Annotated in this window: 17 protein-coding genes and 1 pseudogene; 11 read left to right on the top strand and 7 right to left on the bottom strand. The window is 70.4% G+C overall.

Features of this window, described 5'->3' with window-relative positions; genetic code table 11:
- The 8 genes and pseudogenes from AC5Y4Q_RS06110 to AC5Y4Q_RS06075 form a co-directional block, all read left to right on the top strand.
- Complete coding sequence (locus AC5Y4Q_RS06110) at positions 1–648, top strand: sensor domain-containing protein (protein ID WP_065019046.1); 648 nt, start codon at positions 1–3, stop codon at positions 646–648.
- A 66-nt stretch (positions 649–714) separates the two neighbouring features.
- The gene (gene egtA, locus AC5Y4Q_RS06105) at positions 715–2,001 is read left to right on the top strand and encodes an ergothioneine biosynthesis glutamate--cysteine ligase EgtA (RefSeq protein ID WP_499958392.1); all 1,287 of its coding nucleotides are present in this window, start codon (positions 715–717) and stop codon (positions 1,999–2,001) included.
- The gene (gene egtB, locus AC5Y4Q_RS06100) at positions 1,998–3,278 is read left to right on the top strand and encodes an ergothioneine biosynthesis protein EgtB (RefSeq protein ID WP_499958390.1); all 1,281 of its coding nucleotides are present in this window, start codon (positions 1,998–2,000) and stop codon (positions 3,276–3,278) included. Before egtA ends, egtB begins: the two co-directional genes overlap by 4 nt.
- Positions 3,278–3,970, top strand: coding sequence for an ergothioneine biosynthesis protein EgtC (gene egtC / locus AC5Y4Q_RS06095; protein WP_125226001.1), 693 nt, complete (start codon positions 3,278–3,280; stop codon positions 3,968–3,970). Before egtB ends, egtC begins: the two co-directional genes overlap by 1 nt.
- The gene (gene egtD, locus AC5Y4Q_RS06090; RefSeq protein WP_065019049.1) at positions 3,967–4,956 is read left to right on the top strand and encodes an L-histidine N(alpha)-methyltransferase; all 990 of its coding nucleotides are present in this window, start codon (positions 3,967–3,969) and stop codon (positions 4,954–4,956) included. Before egtC ends, egtD begins: the two co-directional genes overlap by 4 nt.
- Positions 4,953–6,038 carry an ergothioneine biosynthesis PLP-dependent enzyme EgtE gene (gene egtE / locus AC5Y4Q_RS06085; protein WP_499958387.1) on the top strand — a complete coding sequence of 362 codons (1,086 nt, stop codon included), beginning with the start codon at positions 4,953–4,955 and terminating at the stop codon, positions 6,036–6,038. The genes egtD and egtE overlap by 4 nt, the downstream gene beginning before the upstream one ends.
- A gap of 110 nt (positions 6,039–6,148) precedes the next feature.
- Positions 6,149–7,474: a class I SAM-dependent methyltransferase gene (locus AC5Y4Q_RS06080; protein ID WP_064922784.1), complete on the top strand. Its 1,326-nt coding sequence runs from the start codon at positions 6,149–6,151 to the stop codon at positions 7,472–7,474.
- 25 nt (positions 7,475–7,499) lie between these two features.
- Positions 7,500–7,619 (top strand): annotated as a pseudogene (locus tag AC5Y4Q_RS06075) (type II toxin-antitoxin system VapC family toxin); the annotation flags it as partial.
- 218 nt (positions 7,620–7,837) lie between these two features.
- Here AC5Y4Q_RS06075 and AC5Y4Q_RS06070 read toward each other — a convergent pair.
- Positions 7,838–10,060, bottom strand: coding sequence for a DUF7159 family protein (locus AC5Y4Q_RS06070; RefSeq protein WP_499958385.1), 2,223 nt, complete (start codon positions 10,058–10,060; stop codon positions 7,838–7,840).
- A 292-nt stretch (positions 10,061–10,352) separates the two neighbouring features.
- Here AC5Y4Q_RS06070 and glpK point away from each other — a divergent pair, with 292 nt between their 5' ends.
- Together glpK and AC5Y4Q_RS06060 are read left to right on the top strand one after the other, a co-directional pair.
- Complete coding sequence (gene glpK, locus AC5Y4Q_RS06065) at positions 10,353–11,888, top strand: glycerol kinase GlpK (RefSeq protein WP_082952686.1); 1,536 nt, start codon at positions 10,353–10,355, stop codon at positions 11,886–11,888.
- Between the two features lie 2 nt (positions 11,889–11,890).
- A complete protein-coding gene (locus AC5Y4Q_RS06060) occupies positions 11,891–12,619 on the top strand; it encodes an HNH endonuclease family protein (protein ID WP_499958383.1) in 729 nt (242 codons plus the stop codon).
- Positions 12,620–12,733: 114 nt separating this feature from the next.
- On the opposite strand, the gene AC5Y4Q_RS06055 is transcribed toward AC5Y4Q_RS06060, so the two are convergent.
- Both AC5Y4Q_RS06055 and AC5Y4Q_RS06050 read right to left on the bottom strand, forming a co-directional pair.
- Entirely contained in the window at positions 12,734–13,537 is an 804-nt protein-coding gene (locus AC5Y4Q_RS06055; protein WP_499958381.1) for a PadR family transcriptional regulator, read from the bottom strand.
- Between the two features lie 109 nt (positions 13,538–13,646).
- Positions 13,647–14,477, bottom strand: coding sequence for an RDD family protein (locus AC5Y4Q_RS06050; RefSeq protein ID WP_064922750.1), 831 nt, complete (start codon positions 14,475–14,477; stop codon positions 13,647–13,649).
- A gap of 32 nt (positions 14,478–14,509) precedes the next feature.
- Here AC5Y4Q_RS06050 and AC5Y4Q_RS06045 point away from each other — a divergent pair, with 32 nt between their 5' ends.
- Complete coding sequence (locus tag AC5Y4Q_RS06045) at positions 14,510–15,502, top strand: stage II sporulation protein M (protein ID WP_064922748.1); 993 nt, start codon at positions 14,510–14,512, stop codon at positions 15,500–15,502.
- An 83-nt stretch (positions 15,503–15,585) separates the two neighbouring features.
- On the opposite strand, the gene AC5Y4Q_RS06040 is transcribed toward AC5Y4Q_RS06045, so the two are convergent.
- From AC5Y4Q_RS06040 to AC5Y4Q_RS06025, 4 genes are read right to left on the bottom strand one after another with little or no spacing between them, the layout of a single operon-like run.
- Positions 15,586–16,902, bottom strand: a complete 1,317-nt coding sequence (locus AC5Y4Q_RS06040; protein WP_499958378.1) for a DUF58 domain-containing protein — start codon at positions 16,900–16,902, stop codon at positions 15,586–15,588.
- The gene (locus AC5Y4Q_RS06035) at positions 16,899–17,879 is read right to left on the bottom strand and encodes an AAA family ATPase (RefSeq protein ID WP_499958744.1); all 981 of its coding nucleotides are present in this window, start codon (positions 17,877–17,879) and stop codon (positions 16,899–16,901) included. The genes AC5Y4Q_RS06040 and AC5Y4Q_RS06035 overlap by 4 nt, the downstream gene beginning before the upstream one ends.
- Positions 17,873–18,982, bottom strand: a complete 1,110-nt coding sequence (locus tag AC5Y4Q_RS06030; protein WP_499958376.1) for a DUF4350 domain-containing protein — start codon at positions 18,980–18,982, stop codon at positions 17,873–17,875. Before AC5Y4Q_RS06030 ends, AC5Y4Q_RS06035 begins: the two co-directional genes overlap by 7 nt.
- Entirely contained in the window at positions 18,979–19,587 is a 609-nt protein-coding gene (locus AC5Y4Q_RS06025) for a DUF4129 domain-containing protein (protein WP_125225395.1), read from the bottom strand. Before AC5Y4Q_RS06025 ends, AC5Y4Q_RS06030 begins: the two co-directional genes overlap by 4 nt.
- Between the last annotated feature and the right edge of the window lie 4 nt (positions 19,588–19,591).

The following is a 19,591-nucleotide window of genomic DNA, read 5'->3' as shown; positions in this document are numbered from 1 at the left end:
GTGCGACCCGCCGCGACGTTGGTGGTGGTGGCGGCCCTGGGTCTGGCGCTTGCGGCGGCCCCGGCCGCCGCGGCACGGCCGTCGGATCCGGGAGTGGTGTCCTACGCGGTACTGCCGAAAGGATCGGTCGGCAACATCGTCGGCGCCCCGATGGGGACCGAAGCGGTGTCCGGCCAGCCGTTCCAGGCGTTCTGGGTCGACGACCCGGTCTGCAACAACTGGGCCGACATCGGCCTGCCCGAGGTCTACAACGACCCCGACCTGGCGTCCTACAACAGTGCCGTCACCCAGACCTCGGCTACCGACCAGGCCCATTTCGTCAAACAGGCGGTCGGGGTGTTCGCTACCGAGGCCGCCGCGGAGCGAGCCTTCCACCGCATCACCGACCGCACCGCCGGGTGCTCGGGGCGCACCACCGCGATGCACCTGGAAAGCGGTGTCACCGAGGTGTGGGCGTTCGACGGCGGCCCGGCGACCGCGGCGGACGCCGCCTGGATCAAGCAGGAGGCCGGCACCGACCGGCGCTGTTTCAACCAGACCCGGCTGCGGGCGAACGTGCTGTTGCAGGCCAAGGTCTGCCAGTCCGGCAATGCCGGGCCGGCGGTGAATGTGCTGGCTGGGGCGATGCAGAACTCCCTCGGCCAGTAAACGGGTGTCGCCTTGTCGGTCCACTCCGGTAGCGTCGGGAAGATCAACGGGCGGAGGGGTTGATATATGGCGCTGGCTGCGGCGACACAGCTGTCCCGCGCCGATGAGCCCTGCGCCGACGGTGCCGACCTGGCCGGTGCCGCCGGCGCCGCCGACTACATCGCCCTCGGCTGCCTCACCGATGCGCCGCTGGGCCGGGTGGGCTTGGAGATCGAGGCGCACTGCTTCGACCCGGCCGATCCGCTTCGCCGCCCTGAGTGGGCCGAGATCGGCGAGGTGCTGCAGTCGCTGCCGGTGTTGCCGGGCGGCAGCCGGGTCACCGTAGAACCCGGCGGTGCGGTGGAGCTGTCCAGCCCGCCGCTGATGGGTGCACTCGCCGCGATTGAGGCGATGGCCGCCGACCAGGCGGTGCTGCGCTCGGCGTTCGCCGACGCCGGGCTGGGGCTGGTGCCCCTCGGTGCCGACCCGTTGCGGCCGGCACATCGGGTCAATCCCGGCGCGCGTTACGCCGCGATGGAGCAGTTCTTCGCCGCCAGCCACACCGGCTCGGCCGGGGCCGCGATGATGACGTCGACGGCGTCGGTGCAGCTCAACCTCGATGCCGGACCGCGGTCCGGCTGGGCCGACCGGGTGCGGCTGGCACACGCGCTGGGGCCGACGATGGTGGCCATCGCCGCCAACTCCCCGCTGTTGGGTGGGAAATTCTCCGGCTGGCGGTCCACCCGCCAACAGGTGTGGAGCCGGCTGGACTCGGCGCGCTGCGGCCCCGTCCTCGGTCTCGACGGCACCGACCCGGCCGCGGACTGGGCGCGCTACGCGTTGAAGGCGCCCGTGATGCTGGTACACGCCCCGGAGGCCAGCCCGGTCAGCCGGTACGTTCCGTTCGCCGATTGGGCCGACGGGCGGGTGATGCTGGGCGGCCGCCGCGCCGGAGTCGGCGACCTGGACTACCACCTGACCACGTTGTTCCCTCCGGTGCGCCCGCGCGGGTGGCTGGAGATCCGCTACCTCGACAGCGTCGGTGATGCACTGTGGCCGGCGATCGTGTTCGCCCTGGCGACCCTGCTCGATGACCCGGCCACCGCCGACGCCGCCGCCGAAGCCGTCGAGCCCGTCAAGACCGCCTGGGACGTCGCCGCCCGGATCGGTCTGGCTGACCCGCGCCTGCACACGGCCGCGCGTCGGTGCGTGGGCCTGGTGGCCGATCAGGCGCCGGCGGCGCTGCGTGACGCGATGCAGCGGCTGGTCGAAAAGGTCGAACAGGCCCGCTGCCCGGCCGACGACATCGCCGACGAGGTGGGCCGCACCGGTGTCGCGGCGACCGTGGCCCGGCTGGCGCGAAGGCAGTCGTGAGCACACCGGAGACACTGGCGCGCGACTTGACCCGGGCGCGGACACGCACCCTGGCGCTCGTCGACTTCGACGACACCGAACTGCACCGCCAGTACGACCCGTTGATGAGCCCGCTGGTGTGGGACCTGGCCCATATCGGTCAGCAGGAGGAACTGTGGCTGCTGCGCGGCGGGGATCCGGCCCGGCCCGGGATGCTGCAGGCCGACGTCGAGGGCCTCTATGATGCGTTCACCCACTCGCGGGCCAGCCGCGTCGACCTGCCGTTGCTGACCCCCGATCAGGCCCGGAAATATTGCGCCACAGTGCGTTCCAAGGTCCTCGAGAAACTCGACGCCGTGCCCGGCGGAAACGGGGACGGGTTCGTGTTCGGTCTGGTGCTCAGCCATGAACACCAGCACGGCGAGACCATGTTGCAGGCACTGAACCTGCGCAGCGGGGCTCCACTGCTCGATGCGGGTCAGCCGCTGCCGGCCGGGCGGCCCGGGCTGGCCGGCACGTCGGTGCTGGTGCCGGCCGGTGAGTTCGTGCTCGGCGTCGATCTCACCGCGGAGCCGTTCGCGCTCGACAACGAGCGGCCGGCGCACCGCGTGGAGGTGCCGGCCTTCCGGATCGGTCGGGTGCCGGTGACCAACGGCGAATGGCGGGCGTTCATCGACGACGGCGGCTACCGCCAACCCCGGTGGTGGACCGAGCGCGGATGGAACCACTGCCAGCAGGCCGGCCTGAGTGCCCCGCAGTTCTGGAGCCCCGACCACACCTGCCGGACCCGATTCGGCCGTGTCGAAGACCTTCCCGACGACGAGCCGGTGCAGCACGTCAGCTACTTCGAGGCACAGGCGTACGCGGCGTGGGCCGGGGCTCGGCTGCCGACCGAGATCGAGTGGGAGAAAGCCTGCGCGTGGGACCCGGGCGCCGGTGCCCGACGCCGGCGGCCGTGGGGAGAGCGCGAAGCGACGGCCGAACTGGCCAACCTCGGCGGTGCGGCGCTGCGCCCGGCTCCGGTGGGGGCCTACCCGGACGGCGCTTCGGCCTACGGGGCCGAGCAGATGCTCGGCGACGTCTGGGAGTGGACGAGTTCACCGCTGCAGCCCTGGCCGGGCTTCGCGCCGATGATCTACCAGCGCTATTCGGAGCCGTTCTTCGGCGGCGACTACCGGGTGCTGCGCGGTGGATCCTGGGCGGTGGCGCCCGAGATCCTGCGGCCCAGCTTCCGCAACTGGGATCACCCCTACCGGCGGCAGATCTTCGCCGGCGTGCGACTGGCCTGGGACGCTTGATGTGCCGGCACCTGGGCTGGCTGGGCCGGCCGCGGTCACTGGCCGAGCTGACACTGGAACCGCCGCACGGCCTGTTGGTGCAGTCCTATGCGCCGCGTCGCCAGCGGCACGGGTTGCTCAACGCCGATGGTTGGGGTGCGGGCTTTTTCGACGGATCGGTGCCCCGCCGGTGGCGCAGCGCGGCACCGCTGTGGGGCGACACCTCGTTCGCCTCGGTGGCGCCGGCGTTGTCGAGCGGTTGCGTGGTGGCCGCGGTGCGCTCGGCCACCGTCGGCATGCCGATCGAAGCCAGTGCCGCCGCGCCGTTCACCGACGGCCGATGGTTGTTATCCCACAACGGGGTGGTGAACACCGCGGTGCTGCCCACCTGTGCAGGAGCTGAATCCGTGTGCGATAGCGCAATACTGGCCGCGACGATCTTCGAACGGGGCATGGCGTCGCTCGGTGACGTGATCACGCAGATCGGTGCGGCCGATCCGCGCGCCCGGCTGAACATCTTGGCCGCCAACGGTTCCCGGATGCTGGCCACCACCTGGGGGGACACCTTGTCGATGCTGCACAGCGCCGAGGGGGTGGTGCTGGCCAGCGAACCCTACGACGACGACCCGCGCTGGGTGGACATACCGGACCGGCACCTGGTCGACGCCCATGACGGCGAGGTCAGCGTCACACCCCTGGAGGGAAGTCGATGACAGCGTTCGATGCGGCCGGTGGCACGGTCACACTGACCAACCACCTCGCCGCCGACGCCGCCCACACCGCGCTACGCGACGACGTCCGGCACGGCCTGCGTCAGACGCCGAAAACGCTGCCGCCCAAATGGTTCTACGACGACACCGGCAGCGAGCTGTTCGATCAGATCACCCGGCTGCCCGAGTACTACCCGACCCGCGCCGAGGCGCAGATCCTGCGGGAGCACTCCCCGGCGGTGGCGTCGCTGTCCGGCGCCGACACGCTGGTCGAGTTGGGCAGCGGAACCTCGGCGAAGACCCGGATGCTGCTCGATGCGCTGCGGGCCGCCGGCTCACTGTGCCGATTCGTCCCGTTCGACGTCGACGCCGGCGTGCTGGAGACGGCGGGGGAGGCCATCGCCCGGGACTACCCGGATGTGCAGGTGGACGCCGTCTGCGGCGACTTCGAACACCATCTGGCGCAGATCCCCGACGGCGGCAGGCGACTGTTCGTGTTTCTCGGTTCCACGATCGGCAACCTGACCCCCGAGCCGCGCGCTGACTTCCTGGCGGCTCTTGCCGCGGTGATGCACGACGGCGACACCCTGCTGCTGGGCACCGATCTGGTCAAGGACACCGCACGGCTGGTGCGTGCCTACGACGACGCCGCAGGCGTCACCGCGGCGTTCAACCGTAATGTGCTCGCGGTGGTCAACCGAGAACTCGAGGCGGATTTCGACCTCGACGCGTTCGCCCATGTGGCGCGCTGGAATGCGACGGATCAGCGCATCGAGATGTGGCTGCGGGCCCGCCGCGAGCAGCACGTCGTGATCGCGGCGCTGGACCTGGCCGTCGACTTCGCGGCCGGCGAGGAGATGCTGACCGAGGTCTCCTGCAAGTTCCGGTCGGAGCAGGTGGCCGCCGAGTTGGCGGCCGCGGGGCTGCGGCGCCGGCGGTGGTGGACCGACGCGGCCGGCGACTTCGGCCTGTCCCTCGCCGTCAAATGAGCCTCGCCGACACCTGGCGTGCGGCGCGCCCGCCGGTCGCCGGGCTGCACCTGGATAGCGCGGCCTGCTCGCGGCAGAGCTACGCCGCAATGGCCGCCGCCGCCCGGCACGCTCGCCACGAAGCCGAGGTCGGCGGCGACGTCGCCGCCGAGGCCGCCGCACCGGTGCTCGACGCCGGCCGGGCCGCTTTCGCGGCACTGACCGGCCTGGCCGCCGGCCACGTGGTGTTCACCACCGGCTCCCGGCATGCGCTGGATCTGCTGTTGTCGCGATGGCCCGTCGCCGGCGGCACGCTGGCCTGCCTGCCCGGTGAGTACGGCCCGAACCTGGCGGTGATGGCGGCGCGCGGCTTCAGCCGGCGGATGCTGCCGGTCGACGGAACCGGGCGTTTGATGCTCGAGGAGGCGGCGGCCGCGCTCGCCGCCGACCCGCCGGACCTGGTGCACCTGACGCCGGTCGGCAGCCACCGGGGACTGGTGCAGCCGCTGGCCGATATGGCGCGGGTATGCGCGGAGGCCGGGGTGCCGCTGGTGGTCGACGCCGCCCAGGCGCTGGGCCAGATTGACTGTGCGGTCGGTGCCGATGCCGTCTATTCGTCTTCGCGCAAGTGGCTGGCCGGTCCGCGGGGCGTGGGAGCGCTGGCGGTACGGCCGGAACTGGCCGGCCGAATCCAGGCCGGGCCGGAAGCGGGTGACGTGAACGTGGCGGCGCAGGTCGGGTTTGCCGCCGCTCTCGGTGAGTATCTGGCGGCCGGGCCCGCGGCGGTGCGGGCCCGATTGGCCGAGGTGGGTTCGCTGAGCCGGCGGGCGCTGGCGGGCTTGGCGGGTTGGCGGGTGGTTGAGCCGGTCGACGAGCCGAGTGCGATCACCACCCTGGCGCCGCTCGACGGTGTCGACCCGGTGGCAGTGCGCTCGGTCCTGATCGCCGAACACCGGATGGTGACCACGGCCGGCGGTGTCGAACGCGCACCGCTGGAGCTGACCGCCCCGGTGCTGCGGATCTCCCCGCACGTCGACACCACCGAGACGGACTTGGCGGCCTTCGCCGAGGCATTGGTCGCTGTGACCACCGCCAACTCCTGACCCGGGGCCGTCCCGCCGAACGGTGCGGATTGAGCCGCCGCCGAGGTGGGTACGCACGAGTTCGCCGCCCGCAAACGGGGGAGGGCCATATCAGCATGGACGGGGCGATGATGACTGCATTGAAAACCGCAACAACACCGGAGCGTGTTCGCGACACCAAGGGCCGGCTGGGCTTGGCCGAGATCCTGGTGCTTCTGGCCGGCGGGGGGCAGCCGCCGATCCACATCACCGCCTACGACGGCAGCAGCGTCGGACCCGACGACGCCGAGCTGGGGGTGGACCTGCTCAACCCGCGTGCGACCACCTACCTGGCCACTTCCTTGGGGCAACTCGGGATAGCCCGGTCCTACATCGCCGGCGACCTGGAGCTGCGCGGGGTGCATCCGGGCAATCCGTATCCGGTGCTCAACGCCCTGGCGGACCTGGAATTCAAACAGCCGTCGCCGCAGGTGCTGTTCAACATCGTCCGCTCGATCGGTGTGAAGCATCTCAAACCGATTGCGCCGCCGCCGGAGGAGGCGCCGGCCAAGTGGCGCCGTCGCGCCGCGGCCGGTCTGCGGCATTCCAAGGCCCGCGACGCCGACGCCATCCATCACCACTACGACGTGTCCAACACCTTCTACGAATGGGTGCTGGGTCCGTCGATGACCTACACCTGCGCGATCTTCCCCAGCACGGAGGCGACCCTGGAGGAGGCACAGGAGAACAAGTACCGGCTGGTCTTCGACAAGCTGCGGCTGAAGCCGGGCGACCGGCTGCTCGACGTCGGATGCGGGTGGGGTGGCATGGTGCGTTACGCGGCGCGCCGCGGGGTGCGGGCGATCGGCGCCACCTTGTCGGCCGAACAGGTCGCCTGGGCGCAGCGGGCGATTGCCGACGAGGGGCTCTCCGACCTCGCCGAAGTCAGGCACTGCGACTACCGCGATGTGCGGGAGACCGGTTTCGACGCCATCTCGTCGATCGGGCTGACCGAACACATCGGGGTGAAGAACTATCCCGCGTACTTCGGATCGCTCAAGGCGAAGCTCCGGCCCGGTGGTCTGCTTCTCAACCACTGCATTACGTTGCCGGACAATTCGACCTACAAGGGCGATGCCTTCACCGACCGCTACGTCTTCCCGGACGGGGAGATCACCGGCGCGGGCCGGATCATCACCGAGATCCAGCAGACCGGTTTCGAGGTGCTGCACGAAGAGAACTTCCGGCACCACTACGCCAAGACGCTGCGCGGCTGGAGTCAGAACCTGGTCGACCACTGGGACGAGGCCGTCGCCGAGGTCGGCTTGGGACGGGCCAAAGTGTGGGGGCTGTACATGGCCGCCTCGGTACTGGGCTTCGAGCGCAACCTGTTTCAGCTTCACCATGTGCTGGCCGTCAACGTCGACGAACGGGGTGATGACGGCGCCCTGCCGCTGCGGCCCTGGTGGCAGCCGTAGGGCGATTCGGCCAGCGGCCGGCTGCCGGCGTATCGCTGACGACATCGGCCCAAGGGGAAATCTGGTACCCGACACGCATCTGGTGGCGCTGACGCGCCAGCACGGTACCTCGACGATCTGGAGCCGTGACCGTGACTTCCGCTAATTGGCGGGCATCACGGTCAAAGACGGTTCCGGTGAGGCGGGCGCCGCTACGCCGCGGGCGCGCTCAACAAGAACGCCGGCAACTCGACCCGGCCCTTCTCGTCGAGGTCGAAAGACGGTACCTGCTGGGCAGTTTCGGCGTCGTCGCATGAAGGCCGGCCGGAGCTCCTCGATCACCCAGTACTTGCCGACCGAGGCGCGCAGGTCCGCGGCCTCGGCCTAGTGGCCGAAGAGGCCGCCTCCGCCGGGCTTGCCGCCGAACAGGCCGCCACCGCCGCCGCCGAACAGGCCGCCGCCACCGCCGCCGCCGAAGAGGCCGCCACCGGGCTTGCCGCCGAAGATGCCGCCACCGGGGTTGCCGCCGAAAATGCCGCCACCGGGCTTGCCGCCGAAAATGCCGCCGCCGGGGTTGCCGCCGAAGATTCCGCCACCGGGCTTGCCGCCGAAGATCCCGCCACCGGGGCCGCCCCCGAGGTTGGGCATCGCAGGTGCGCTAGGTGCCGGAAGCGCCGGGAGGGCCGGTGCCTTGGGGGCCGGAAGCGACGGTAGGCCAGGCGAACTGGGCGCCGGCAAGCCCGGCAGCCCGGGCGGGTTGAACGCCGGGATGGACGGCGCCTTGGGAGCCGGCAGCGACGGGAATGCCGGCGCCTGCGGCAGACCGACCGGCGGCGCCGAATCGGGCAATCCAGGCAGCTGCAACGGTGGATTGGGCTTGGCGGCCGGTGGGTCCGGCAGCTTGATCGGCGCCTCGGGAAGCTTGACCGGTGGGTCGGGCAGCTGGATCGGGGGGTTGGGTTTGACCACGGGTGGGTCGGGCAGCTGGACCGGTGGGTTGGGTTTGATCACGGGAGGGATCGGCTTGATCACCGGCGGCTGCGGTTTGACTACGGGCGGATCCGGCTTGATCACGGGCGGGGTCGGGATCTCCACCGGCGGATTGGGCTTGATTACCGGTGGAATCGGCTTGACGACCGGAGGTTGGGGCTTGATCACCGGCGGGGTCGGAATCTCCACCGGCGGGTCCGGCTTGACCACCGGCGGGTTCGGAATCTCTAACGGCGGCGCAGGCACCGCACTGGGCGGTGGCGGAAACGCGGGCAGCTTCGCCGGCAGCCCGAGCAGGAACGACAGGTCAGGCAGCGCCGATGCGACCGGCCTGATCGTCGGGGTCGAGTGCTGCACTACCGGCAGCGGAGCCGGGGTGAAGATGAACGGGTTCGCGGCGGGCACCGCCGGGGACGGCATGTGCAACGGGGGACCGAAGACCGACGGCGCAGGTGCGTCGGGCGCGGGTGGGATCGGAACCGACACAGGCGCCGCCGGCGGGACGTCCAGCGGCGGCAGCGGCAGCACGTCCGGGTGGTTCATCACCACCGGTGGTTCGACGTACGGCTGCAAGGCGGGTTCCGGCAGCTTTGGCGGTTCGAGTGGAAAGCTCAGCACCCGACCGATTTCCGGTCGCAACGCGACCAGATTGGGGGTGATGTCCAGCGCCATCGACACCATCAGCGCCGAGGCCGCGGCAAACGTGGCAGACGCCAGTATCGTGCCGGCAACCAGCAGCGGACGCCTGGTCGGCTGCCCCACCGGTTCGATGAGTTCGGTTGCGGTGTCGGCCTCTTCGTCGGGAACCGCGCTGTAGGCCAGATCATCGGCCGCCAAACCCGGGCGGTAGCCGGGAATGTCGTAGTAGCCCGGAGCGATCACACCGGAGTCGGCTTCCTGGGTGTAGGCCAGTGCGGCAGTCGACGCGTCCACAGTCCTCGTCACCCGGGTGGAGGCCAGCGCAGCGCCGCGGGCCAGGGCGGCCTGCGGTTCGGCCGGCTCACACACCTCGTGGGCGAACGTTGCCTCCAGTCGGGGTCTGATTGCGCTGGAATCGGCCTCGGGGCAGACCAGGAGCAGGCCGTCGGGGCGGGTCTCCGGAGTGTTCAGCCGGTCGGCGACGGTGTCGACCGCGGCGCTGGCATCACCGTCGCTCAGCGGCTGACGGAAGAGCCTGGTGATGGAGCCGTCGACGCAGTCGATCACCGCGAGGGTCGCGTCCCGCGACTCGATCGACAGCAGGCCCATCCGGTCGCAGCCCACCGTCTGGCCCAGGTTTTCGGCCAGGCTTGCCGCTGCCAGGGCGGGGGAGATCAGGGCGACATCCTCGAGGCCATTGGCGGCCAGCCGCGAACGCACTGCGGCGGCATCAAAGGGATCGGTCACCGTCAATCCGGTTGACACCAGGTGATATCCGGCGTGGCCGGCGGCGTCGCGCGCCTGCAGGATCGCGGCGATCACCGCATCCACCGCGGCGAAGTCACCGGCGGGACCGGTCGGCACGTCGAAGCTGTGTGCGTCCAGAATCGCGCCGTCCCCGTTCTCACCGCCCACCAGCACCGTGTGGATGGTGGCGAGCGGTATCGACGCAAGTGCCACACCGAGAACGACGTCCATGGCTTCTCCGAATTGAGTTGTGAGCTGCACGCGCCGGGCCAGGCGACGAGGGATCTGCCAACGGCTTCAGCCCACCTGACCGACACCGTTTGTTCACCATTACGACATCTACCGGTGACACATCGAAATATGCGATCGCGCGAATAAATACTGACTGATGGGTTCGTGAAGACTGACTAATTTTGTCGGTGGCGGCGCCGCTCACTCCGCCGTCCTGGCGCGCGCGTAGTGCCCCCCGATCCCGACCGGTGTGGGCCATGATGGACGCGGACCGACCGGCAGGGCACGCACTATGGGCAGGAGTTCAGACTTGGGCGATTTCGTCGCGTCGATCGACCAGGGCACCACCAGCACCCGCTGCATCATCTTCGACCATGACGGCGCCGAAGTGGGCCGTCACCAGCTCGAACACGAACAGATCCTGCCGCGGGCCGGCTGGGTGGAACATGACCCGTTCGAACTGTGGAATCACACGGCAGCGGTGCTGGTATCGGCGCTGAACACCACCAAGCTCGACGCCGCCGACCTGGCCGCGATGGGCATCGCCAATCAGCGCGAGACAACCGTGGTGTGGAATAAGCACACCGGCCAGCCCTACTACAACGCGATCGTCTGGCAGGACACCCGGACCGATTACATCGCTGCCGCCCTGGAGCGCGATGGGCACGGTGAGGTGATCCGGCGCAAGGCGGGCCTGCCGCCGGCCACGTACTTCTCCGGCGGCAAGCTTCAATGGATTCTGGACAATGTCGACGGTGTGCGTGCCGATGCCGAGCGCGGGGACGCCTTGTTCGGCACCTGCGACACCTGGGTGCTGTGGAATCTGACCGGCGGCCCCCGCGGCGGAGTGCACCTGACCGACGTCACCAACGCCAGCCGCACCATGCTGATGAACCTGGAGACCCTGGACTGGGACGACGAACTGCTGGCGCTGTTCTCGATCCCGCGGGCGATGCTGCCGCGCATCACCTCGTCGTCGTCGCGGCGGCGGCACGCGGTCACCGTGGCCACCGGGCCGGTGCGCGGCGAAGTGCCGATCGCCGGCATCCTGGGCGATCAGCAAAGCGCCATGGTCGGCCAGGTGTGCCTGTCCGCCGGGGAGGCCAAGAACACCTACGGCACCGGAAACTTCCTGCTGCTCAACACCGGTGAGCAGATCGTCCGCTCCGACAACGGGCTGTTGACCACGGTCTGCTACCAGTTCGGTGATGCCAAACCGGTCTATGCCCTGGAGGGTTCGATCGCGGTCACCGGGTCGGCGGTGCAGTGGTTGCGCGACCAGCTGGGCATCATCAGCGGTGCCACCCAGGTGGAATCGCTGGCCCGTCAGGTCGCCGACAACGGCGGGATGTACTTCGTGCCGGCGTTCTCCGGACTGTTCGCGCCGTACTGGCGTTCGGACGCGCGCGGCGCGATCGTCGGGTTGTCCCGATTCAACACCAACGCACATCTGGCTCGGGCGACGCTGGAGGCGATCTGCTACCAGAGCCGAGACGTGGCCGAGGCGATGGAAGCCGATTCCGGTGTGCACCTTGAGGTTTTGAAGGTCGACGGTGGCATCACCGCCAACGACCTGTGCATGCAGATCCAGGCCGATGTGCTGGGCGTCGACGTGGTCAAGCCGGTAGTCGCCGAAACCACGGCGCTGGGCGCAGCGTACGCCGCCGGGCTGGGCGTCGGGTTCTGGAAAAGCCCGGAGGACCTGCGGGCCAACTGGCAGGAGCACAAACGCTGGACCCCCACGTGGTCGCAGGATCAGCGTGCCGAAGGCTACGCCGGGTGGCGAAAGGCCGTACAGCGCACACTGGACTGGGTCGAGCTGCCCTGAGTATGGCCGCACGCAGGCGGGTGGTGTCTGCCACGGTGGTGGCGCTGGTCGTGGTGGCCGCCGTCGGCTGGGCGTGGTGGCAGCACAACGGCTGGTTTTCGCGGCCGTCGGGTCCCTTGCCGACGTGGACCCCGCCGACACCGAGCGCCGCGCCGCTCAACCCGGGCTATGACGACGCCCGCCGCATGCTCGAAGCCCTCCCGGTCAAGGGCTGGGATCGCCTGCAGGACTTCAAGCGCCACCGGTTCGGTGAACGGTGGAGCGACGACGTCGACGTCGAATTCGGCCACAACGGCTGCAACACCCGCGACGACATCCTGCGCCGCGACCTGACCCAGATCGTGCTGCGCCGGGGCACCTGCCTGGTGCAGCGCGGCACGCTGCACGACCCCTACACCGGGAACACCCTCGAATTCGTCCGGGGCCCCTCGACGTCCGAGGCGGTGCAGGTCGACCACCTGGTCTCGCTGGCCGACGCCTGGTACAAGGGCGCGCGGTCCTGGGACGACGCCCGGCGCCGCGACTTTGCCAACGATCCGCGCAACCTGTTGGCGGTCAGCGCACAAGCCAACTTCGACAAGGCATTCCGCGACGCCGCCGGCTGGCTGCCGGCGAACGTCGCGTTCGAATGTGAATTCGTGGCCCGTCAGGTCACGGTCAAAACCGCTTACGGACTGTGGGTTTCATCCAACGAGAAGACCGCCATGCATCGGGTCCTTCGCCGCTGCTGAGATCGCCGGCGCGAAACGGCGCGAGAAACCCTCGCGCGAGTCGGAATCTCACGACGCGACACGCAGGCGATACGTCGTGAGATTCCGACTCGAGGCAGGGCCGGCGGGACGGCCTCAGTCGGTTTCCCCGAGAATGCCGTAGACCTCCTTGCGCGCAGCGTTGACGATGTCGACGATGCGCTGCTGCTGTTCGGGGGTGGCGGCCTGACCGGCCTGCGCGACCGCACCGAACAGCTGGCCGATCGCGGTGCGCAGGCTGACCTGCCCCGGGTCGGCGCCGTCGGCGATCTCCTCCCACGGTGGGGTCTCGATCTCTTCGGCGACCGCGCGACCGCCCTCGGTCAACTCGAAAAGGCGTTTCTTGCCGTCGGTTTCGCTGCCCGTGATCAATCCCTCGTCGACCAGCATCTGCAGGGTCGGGTAGACCGATCCGGGGCTGGGGCGCCACAGCCCCTGGCTGCGTTCGGCGATCTGCTGGATGATCTCGTAGCCGTGCATCGGCTGCTCGGCCAGCAGCGCCAGGATCGCGATCCGCACGTCACCGCGCCGGCCACGGCTGCCGCGCCGGTGGCCACGGTGCCCGCCCGGACCGAAGCCGAAGCCGAACCCCGGACCGCCGGGGCCGAATCCCGGGCCGAAACCGGGGCCGAATCCCGGACCGAAGCCGTGCCGGAAGTCGGGGCCGAAGCCCGGACCGAAGCCAGCGCCACCGACGTCATGGCCGGGGCTGAAGCCGAAGGGCCCGCAGTGGTCGGCGGCATGGTCGCGCAGCTGCCTGCGGAACTCGCCGCGCGCCTGCCGGCGCGCGGCGTGCGCGGCCCGGCGCTGATGCGGCGCCGCGGGGCCGAACCCGAAACCACCGGGTTGCTCAGCATTTTCCGTGAAAGGTCCGCCGGGCGGACCGAAGGGGATGTTCATTCGTCACCTCGTGCTCTCGAACGGAAGCGCTCGCCGCTCCCGATACGTTGACGATATATCGGAACCTATCGAGATGCAACGGAGGTTTGGGTGGGCTCGCGTGCGGGGGTTACCGCGGTGGGGCGAATCCGCCGGTATCCGGCGGCGGCCACGGGCCAGGGTCCGCTGGGAAGTAGGGAAGCGGCGGGCCGGCCTGCAGCCGCGCCAGCTCGCGGTGATGGCGCTCGGCGAGCACCGCCGCCAGCACCAGTTCCGGCGGCGCATCCGGGGGCGGCGGCGGTGAGATGTGCGCGAGCACTTCACCGGAGATCCGATAGGCCATCATCTGCCGGGTGTGCGGGTCGAGCTGGGTCGCGCGGCCGAGGAATTGCCTTGCCAACTCCGCTGATTCAGGTCGCAGCCCGGAAAGCTGCAGTGTCGACGCCCACCAGGCCAGCCCGGGCGGCATCATCGGGGGCGGTGCCGACGCCGGTCCGCGTTCGCTGATGACCACCGTGCCGGCGAAGATGTCGCCCAGGCGTTTGCCGCGCGCCGACAGCAGGCTGGAGATCACCGCCGGGCTGCCCGTCAGCGCCCAGATCTCCACCACCCCGGCCAGCGCCCGAAAGAGCGCCTGCCGGAAGCGTTCCGGGCCCCCGTCATCGGAGACCACCCGCAGCCCCATCGCCATCTTGCCCAGCGAGCGACCCCGGGTGATCGTCTCGATGGTGACCGGATAGCCGACCAGGAGCAGCACCGCGAAGATGATCATGATCGCGGCGGTCAAGGCGCCGTCGAACCGGCCCAGCGTCATCGCCCACAGCACTATCGAACACAGGTAAGCCACCATGACGACGGTGATGTCGATCAGCGCGCTGACCGCACGCACCGGTAGTTGCGCGATCGCGATGTCGAGGACGACGGCGTCGCCGGTCACCAGCTCGGGGCTGCGGTACGGCATAGAGCAGACGCTACGCGGTTAGGCTCGACGCCGTGGATGTCGACGCCTTCGTGCTGGCCCATCGCCCCACCTGGGATCGGCTGGAGTCGCTGGTCAAAAACCGTCGCCGGCTGAGCGGCGCCGAGGTCGACGAGCTGGTGGAGCTTTACCAGCGGGTGTCCACCCATCTGTCGGTGGTGCGCTCGTCGTCGACGGATGCAGCACTCATCGGACGGCTCTCCAGCCTGGTGGCGCGCTCCCGGGCCGCCGTCACCGGTGCGCACGCCCCGCTGGCCTCGGAGTTCGTGCGCTTCTGGACGGTGTCGTTTCCAGTGGTCGCCTACCGGGCGCGGCGCTGGTGGCTGGGCACCGCGGTGCTCTTCCTGGCCGTCACGGTGCTGATCGCCTGCTGGGTGGCCGGCGACCCGGACGTGCAGGCGGTGATCGGCACCCCCGCCGAGATCGACCGGTTGGTCAACCACGACTTCGCCGCCTACTACAGCGACCATCCGGCCGGCTCCTTCGCCCTGCAGGTCTGGGTGAACAACTCCTGGGTGGCCGCACGCGCCATCGCATTCTCGGTGCTGCTGGGGCTGCCGATCCCGGCACTGCTGTTGGCCAACGCCGCCAATCTCGGTGTGGCACTGGGGTTGATGTTCCACGCCGGTAGAGGCGGATTCATGCTCGGCCTGCTCGCCCCACACGGGTTGCTGGAGCTGACCGCGGTGTTCCTGGCCGGCGCGGTGGGCATGCGGCTGGGCTGGATGGTGATCGCCCCTGGGGACCGCCCGCGCGCACAGGTGCTCGCCGAGCAGGGCCGCGCCGTCGTCGCGGTCGCCGTCGGTTTGGTGGTGGTGTTGGCCGTCTCCGGGTTGCTCGAGGCGGTGGTGACCCCGTCACCCTTGCCGACGTGGCTGCGGATCGGTATCGGAGTGGTGGCCGAGGCGGCGTTTCTGGCCTACGTGGTGTATTTCGGGCGCCAGGCGGTGGCCGCCGACGAGACCGGTGACATCGCCGACGCACCCGACGTGGTGCCCACGGGCTGAGCCGACCCCCCTAGCGCGAGTGGGCGTGTTGGCTCAGCGACACGCCGCGGATCGCGGCACTCGGCGCACGCTCGCGAGCCCCGTCACAGCCGTCCGGCGGCCTTCATCGCCAGATAGGCGTCGGCCAGCTCCGGCGCCAGCTCGTCGGGCGGGGCGTCGATCACCTGCACGCCGCTGCGCCGCAACTTCGCAGCCACCGCGCGGCGCTGGTTGCGCGAGCGTTCCGCGGCGCCGGCGTCGTACACCGCGGCGGCGTCGGCGCGTCCGCGCGCCAGCCGTTCCACCCGGGGATCGGCGACCGCGGCCAGAATCACCAGGTGTTCGGCAGTCAGTTTCGGCAGCACCGGCAGTAACCCTTCCTCCAGTGCGGAGGCATTCAGATCGGTGAGCAGCACCACCAGGTTGCCGCGGCGGGCCCGCCGAGACAAGGTGGAAAGCATTGCCGCCGCGTCGGTTTCGACCAACGCCGGTTGCAGCGGCGCCATCGCGTCGACCAGCTGGGCGAACAGCCGGGTGCGCGACGCACCGAACACCCCGGCCCGGATCAGAGAGTCGTGGGCCAACAGATCGACATGATCACCGGCCCGTAACGCCAACGCCGCCAACAACAGTGCGGCATCCATCGACCAATCCAGCCGCGGCCAGCCCGCCGGGTCGCGCGCGGTCGGGTCGACCCCGATCCGCCCCGCCGCGGTCCGGCCGGTGTCGAGCACGATGACGACGCGCCGGTCCCGCTCGGGTCGCCAGGTCCGCACCACCACCTCCGAGCGTCGGGCGGTGGCCCGCCAGTCGATCGAGCGGACGTCGTCACCGGCGACGTATTCGCGCAGCGAGTCGAACTCGCTGCCCTGGCCACGGACCAGTGCCGGCAGGTTCCCGTCGATCTCACGCAGCCGGGCCAGCCGCGCCGGCAGATGCCGGCGGGACAGGAACGGCGGCAGCACCCGCACGTGACCGGCTACCATCCGGGAGCGTTGCCGGCCCGCCAGACCCAGCGGCCCGACCGAGCGCACCGTGACCCGGTCGGCGTGCTGGTCACCGCGCCGAATCGGCCGCAGCTCGGTGCGCACCCGAAGCTCCTGGCCGGCGCGCAGGTCCAACGGGTGCGCGCGCGGCCAGGCGCCGGCGCTGGGCGGCCAGGCGTCGCGCAGTTGCCCGCGCAACCGGCGGTCGCCGTGCAGGGTCAGGGTGGTCGGCACTGACTGGCCGAGCCGCACGGCGTTGTCCATCGTCCGGGTGATGCGCAGCGCGGCCGGATCGGCAGCCAGCGCGACGTCGAGCATCACCGCCACGGCGAGCCCGGCCAGCAGCACGGCGAACGCCGTCGCCGGCCAGGGAGCCAGCCCGACGGGCAGAGCGCAGACCAGTGCGATCAGTGCGGTGCGGCCGGTCAGGATCACCAGCGCGGCACCGGAACCGAGGCCAGGATGCCGTCGAGCACACCGTCGGCGCTGGCGCCTTCGAGTTCGGCCTCCGGACGCAACATCACCCGGTGCCGCAGCGTGGCCGGGGCCATCGCCTTGACGTCATCGGGCGTCACGTAGTTGCGCCCGGACAGCCATGCCCACGACCGCGACGTGGCCAGCAGGGCGGTCGCGCCGCGCGGCGAGACGCCCAGTTGCAACGCAGGCGAGTGCCGGGTCGCGGTGACCACGTCGACGATGTAGCCCAGCACCTGGTCGGCGACCAGCACCTGGCGCACCGCGGCACGGCCGGCCGCGAGATCGTCGGGACCGGCGACCTGCGCGACCGCGGACAAGTCGTGCGGGTCGAAACCCCGCGCGTGCCGGGACAGGATGTCGATCTCGGCGTTGCGCCCCGGTAGCGGGACGGTCAGCTTGAGCAGGAACCGGTCGAGTTGGGCCTCCGGCAGCCGGTAGGTGCCCTCGTACTCGATCGGGTTGGCCGTGGCGGCGACGATGAACGGGTCGGGCAGCGGCTTGGCCGCCCCCTCGACACTGACCTGCCCCTCTTCCATCGCTTCCAGCAGCGCCGCTTGGGTTTTCGGCGGGGTGCGGTTGATCTCGTCGGCCAGCAGCAGGTTGGTGAAGACCGGCCCGGGCCGGAACATGAACTGTGCGGTGTTGGTGTCGTAGACCAGGGAGCCGGTGATATCGCCGGGCATCAGGTCGGGGGTGAACTGGACCCGTTTGAAATCCAGCCGCAACGCCGCGGCCAGCGTCCGCACCAGCAGGGTCTTCGCCACGCCCGGAACGCCTTCGAGCAGCACGTGGCCGCGGCATAGCAGGGCGATCACCAGGCCGCCGACCACCGCATCCTGGCCGACCACCACCTTGGCGACCTCGGTGCGCAACGCCAGCAGCGCGTCGCGGGCCGCCGCTGCCGCGGGATTGTGCGGGGGAGTCTGTGTCACGATCCGGTGACCTGCCTTTCGATGTCATCGAGTGCCTGAGCAAGACCGACCAGTGCGTCGTCGGATTCCGGAGCGGGGCCGAACAGCAACGGCCCCAACCAGTCCGGGTGCGCGCCGATACGCTGGGCCACCGCCGCGACCAGCTCCGGCGGATCCGGAGCTGGCCCCAACCCCAGCCGCGGGGCGAGTCGGCGCACGGTTGCGGTGCGTAGCGCGGCGGCCGCCCGGTCGCGGGCCCGGTGGGAGCGGTAGAGCCGGCCGAGACCCTCGACGGTCTCCGAGGCACGCACGACAACCGGCATGCGCTCGGCGACCAGCGGGCCGAGGCGGCGCCCCTTCCACAATGCGGCCAGCGCCAGCGCCACGCACAGCTGCCAGACCAACCAGGTCACATTCTCCGGGACCAGCTCGAGAAGTGTTGCGCGGCCTGATGGTCCGCCTTCGCTGTGTTGAGGCGCATACCAGATGAGCAGGTTGCGGGCGCCGGCGAGGTTCATTGCCAGGGCCGCATTGCCTTCGCGGGCCAGATCGCTGTTCGTCATGAAGGACGCGCTGCCGACCACGGTGACGGTCCGGCTGCCATCGTGGTAACGCACCAGCGCGCCGTCATAGCAGCTGCGTATCGATCTCCCTTGCGATGCAAGGTAAGTCGCTGTCGTGCCGAGGTCGACCGTTCCGGCGCGTTCGGCCTCGCGCAGACTGCAGCCGGGCTGGCGGGTGAACGTACGCGCCGGGCCGGAGCGCACGCCGGGCGCCAGGGCTTTGCGCGCCCTGGTGTCGGGCGCCACCAGCAGCCGGTCGCCGGGAAGGCCGGCCAGCCGGTCCAGCAGCTCGTCACCGACGATGCGCCGGGTCTCGGCCACCAGCACCAGCGCATCCGGGCGCGCCGCGCGGGTGACGTCGTCGAGGGTATCGGCGATCGCCACCTCGACGCCGCGATCACGCAGCAGCGTCACCACGGCGTGTGCGCCCTCGGGGCCGGTGGCGTGCGGATCCATCCGGCCCCCCGGCCGGGGATTGGTCAGATAGACGCCGACCGCTGAAACCACCGCGATCACAACAAGAGCCAGCGTGCCCCACAGCCACGTCCGCCGGGTGGCCGTCACCGGTACTGCCGCCGCGGCGTTGTGGAGCGCACCCGCTCATCCAGGTCGGCGACGATCCGATATCCCTCCGGGGTGGCCGGCAGCTCGCCGTAGTTGACGTCGTTGAACGTCTCGGCGGCGCGGAGCAGCTCGCCCGCCAGGCTCGGCAGCGCCGCGCCGGCGTCGCGGGCCAGTTCGGTGGCGGTGCGGCCCACAGCGGGATGAACCACCCCGGTTTCCTCGAGTTCGCGGGCCACCGCCCGCAGTCGGTGCCGGATCGCCTCGCCCCATTCTTCGGAAGCGGCGTACCGCTGCGCGGCCGCGCGGTGTTCTGCGGCGCTGAGCTGCGCAGTGCCGAACAACGGCGGGTGGCGGTCGCCGTCGCGCAGCATGCGGCGACCCACGTGGACGGCGGCCAGCACCGCCGCCGCGAGCACGATCAACAACACGCTGATGGTGAACCATCCGCCGGGCAGCTCCGCGCCCTTGAGCACCAGCCGCCGGATCAGTGTTTCGAGGAAGTCGATGAACTGCTGCTTCGGGGACGGCCGCGGGTAGATCGGTTTACTCAGTTCCCGTTCGGCGGCTTCGCGAGCGGTTTCGCGGTCGATGTCGACGGTGGGCACCCGC

The sequence above is a fragment of the Mycobacterium sp. NGS16 genome (assembly GCF_059813225.1).
Note: the sequence above shows the minus strand (reverse complement) of the source record. Positions and strands in the feature narration are given on the sequence as shown.

What these genes read in the sequence shown, in the direction of transcription:
- egtA (WP_499958392.1), top strand. Translation starts at nt 715, where the DNA reads ATGGCGCTGGCTGCGGCGACACAGCTGTCCCGCGCCGATGAGCCCTGC.
- egtC (WP_125226001.1), top strand. Translation starts at nt 3,278, where the DNA reads ATGTGCCGGCACCTGGGCTGGCTGGGCCGGCCGCGGTCACTGGCCGAG.
- egtD (WP_065019049.1), top strand. Translation starts at nt 3,967, where the DNA reads ATGACAGCGTTCGATGCGGCCGGTGGCACGGTCACACTGACCAACCAC.
- egtE (WP_499958387.1), top strand. Translation starts at nt 4,953, where the DNA reads ATGAGCCTCGCCGACACCTGGCGTGCGGCGCGCCCGCCGGTCGCCGGG.
- AC5Y4Q_RS06080 (WP_064922784.1), top strand. Translation starts at nt 6,149, where the DNA reads ATGACTGCATTGAAAACCGCAACAACACCGGAGCGTGTTCGCGACACC.
- AC5Y4Q_RS06070 (WP_499958385.1), bottom strand. Translation starts at nt 10,060, where the DNA reads ATGGACGTCGTTCTCGGTGTGGCACTTGCGTCGATACCGCTCGCCACC.
- glpK (WP_082952686.1), top strand. Translation starts at nt 10,353, where the DNA reads ATGGGCAGGAGTTCAGACTTGGGCGATTTCGTCGCGTCGATCGACCAG.
- AC5Y4Q_RS06060 (WP_499958383.1), top strand. Translation starts at nt 11,891, where the DNA reads ATGGCCGCACGCAGGCGGGTGGTGTCTGCCACGGTGGTGGCGCTGGTC.
- AC5Y4Q_RS06055 (WP_499958381.1), bottom strand. Translation starts at nt 13,537, where the DNA reads ATGAACATCCCCTTCGGTCCGCCCGGCGGACCTTTCACGGAAAATGCT.
- AC5Y4Q_RS06050 (WP_064922750.1), bottom strand. Translation starts at nt 14,477, where the DNA reads ATGCCGTACCGCAGCCCCGAGCTGGTGACCGGCGACGCCGTCGTCCTC.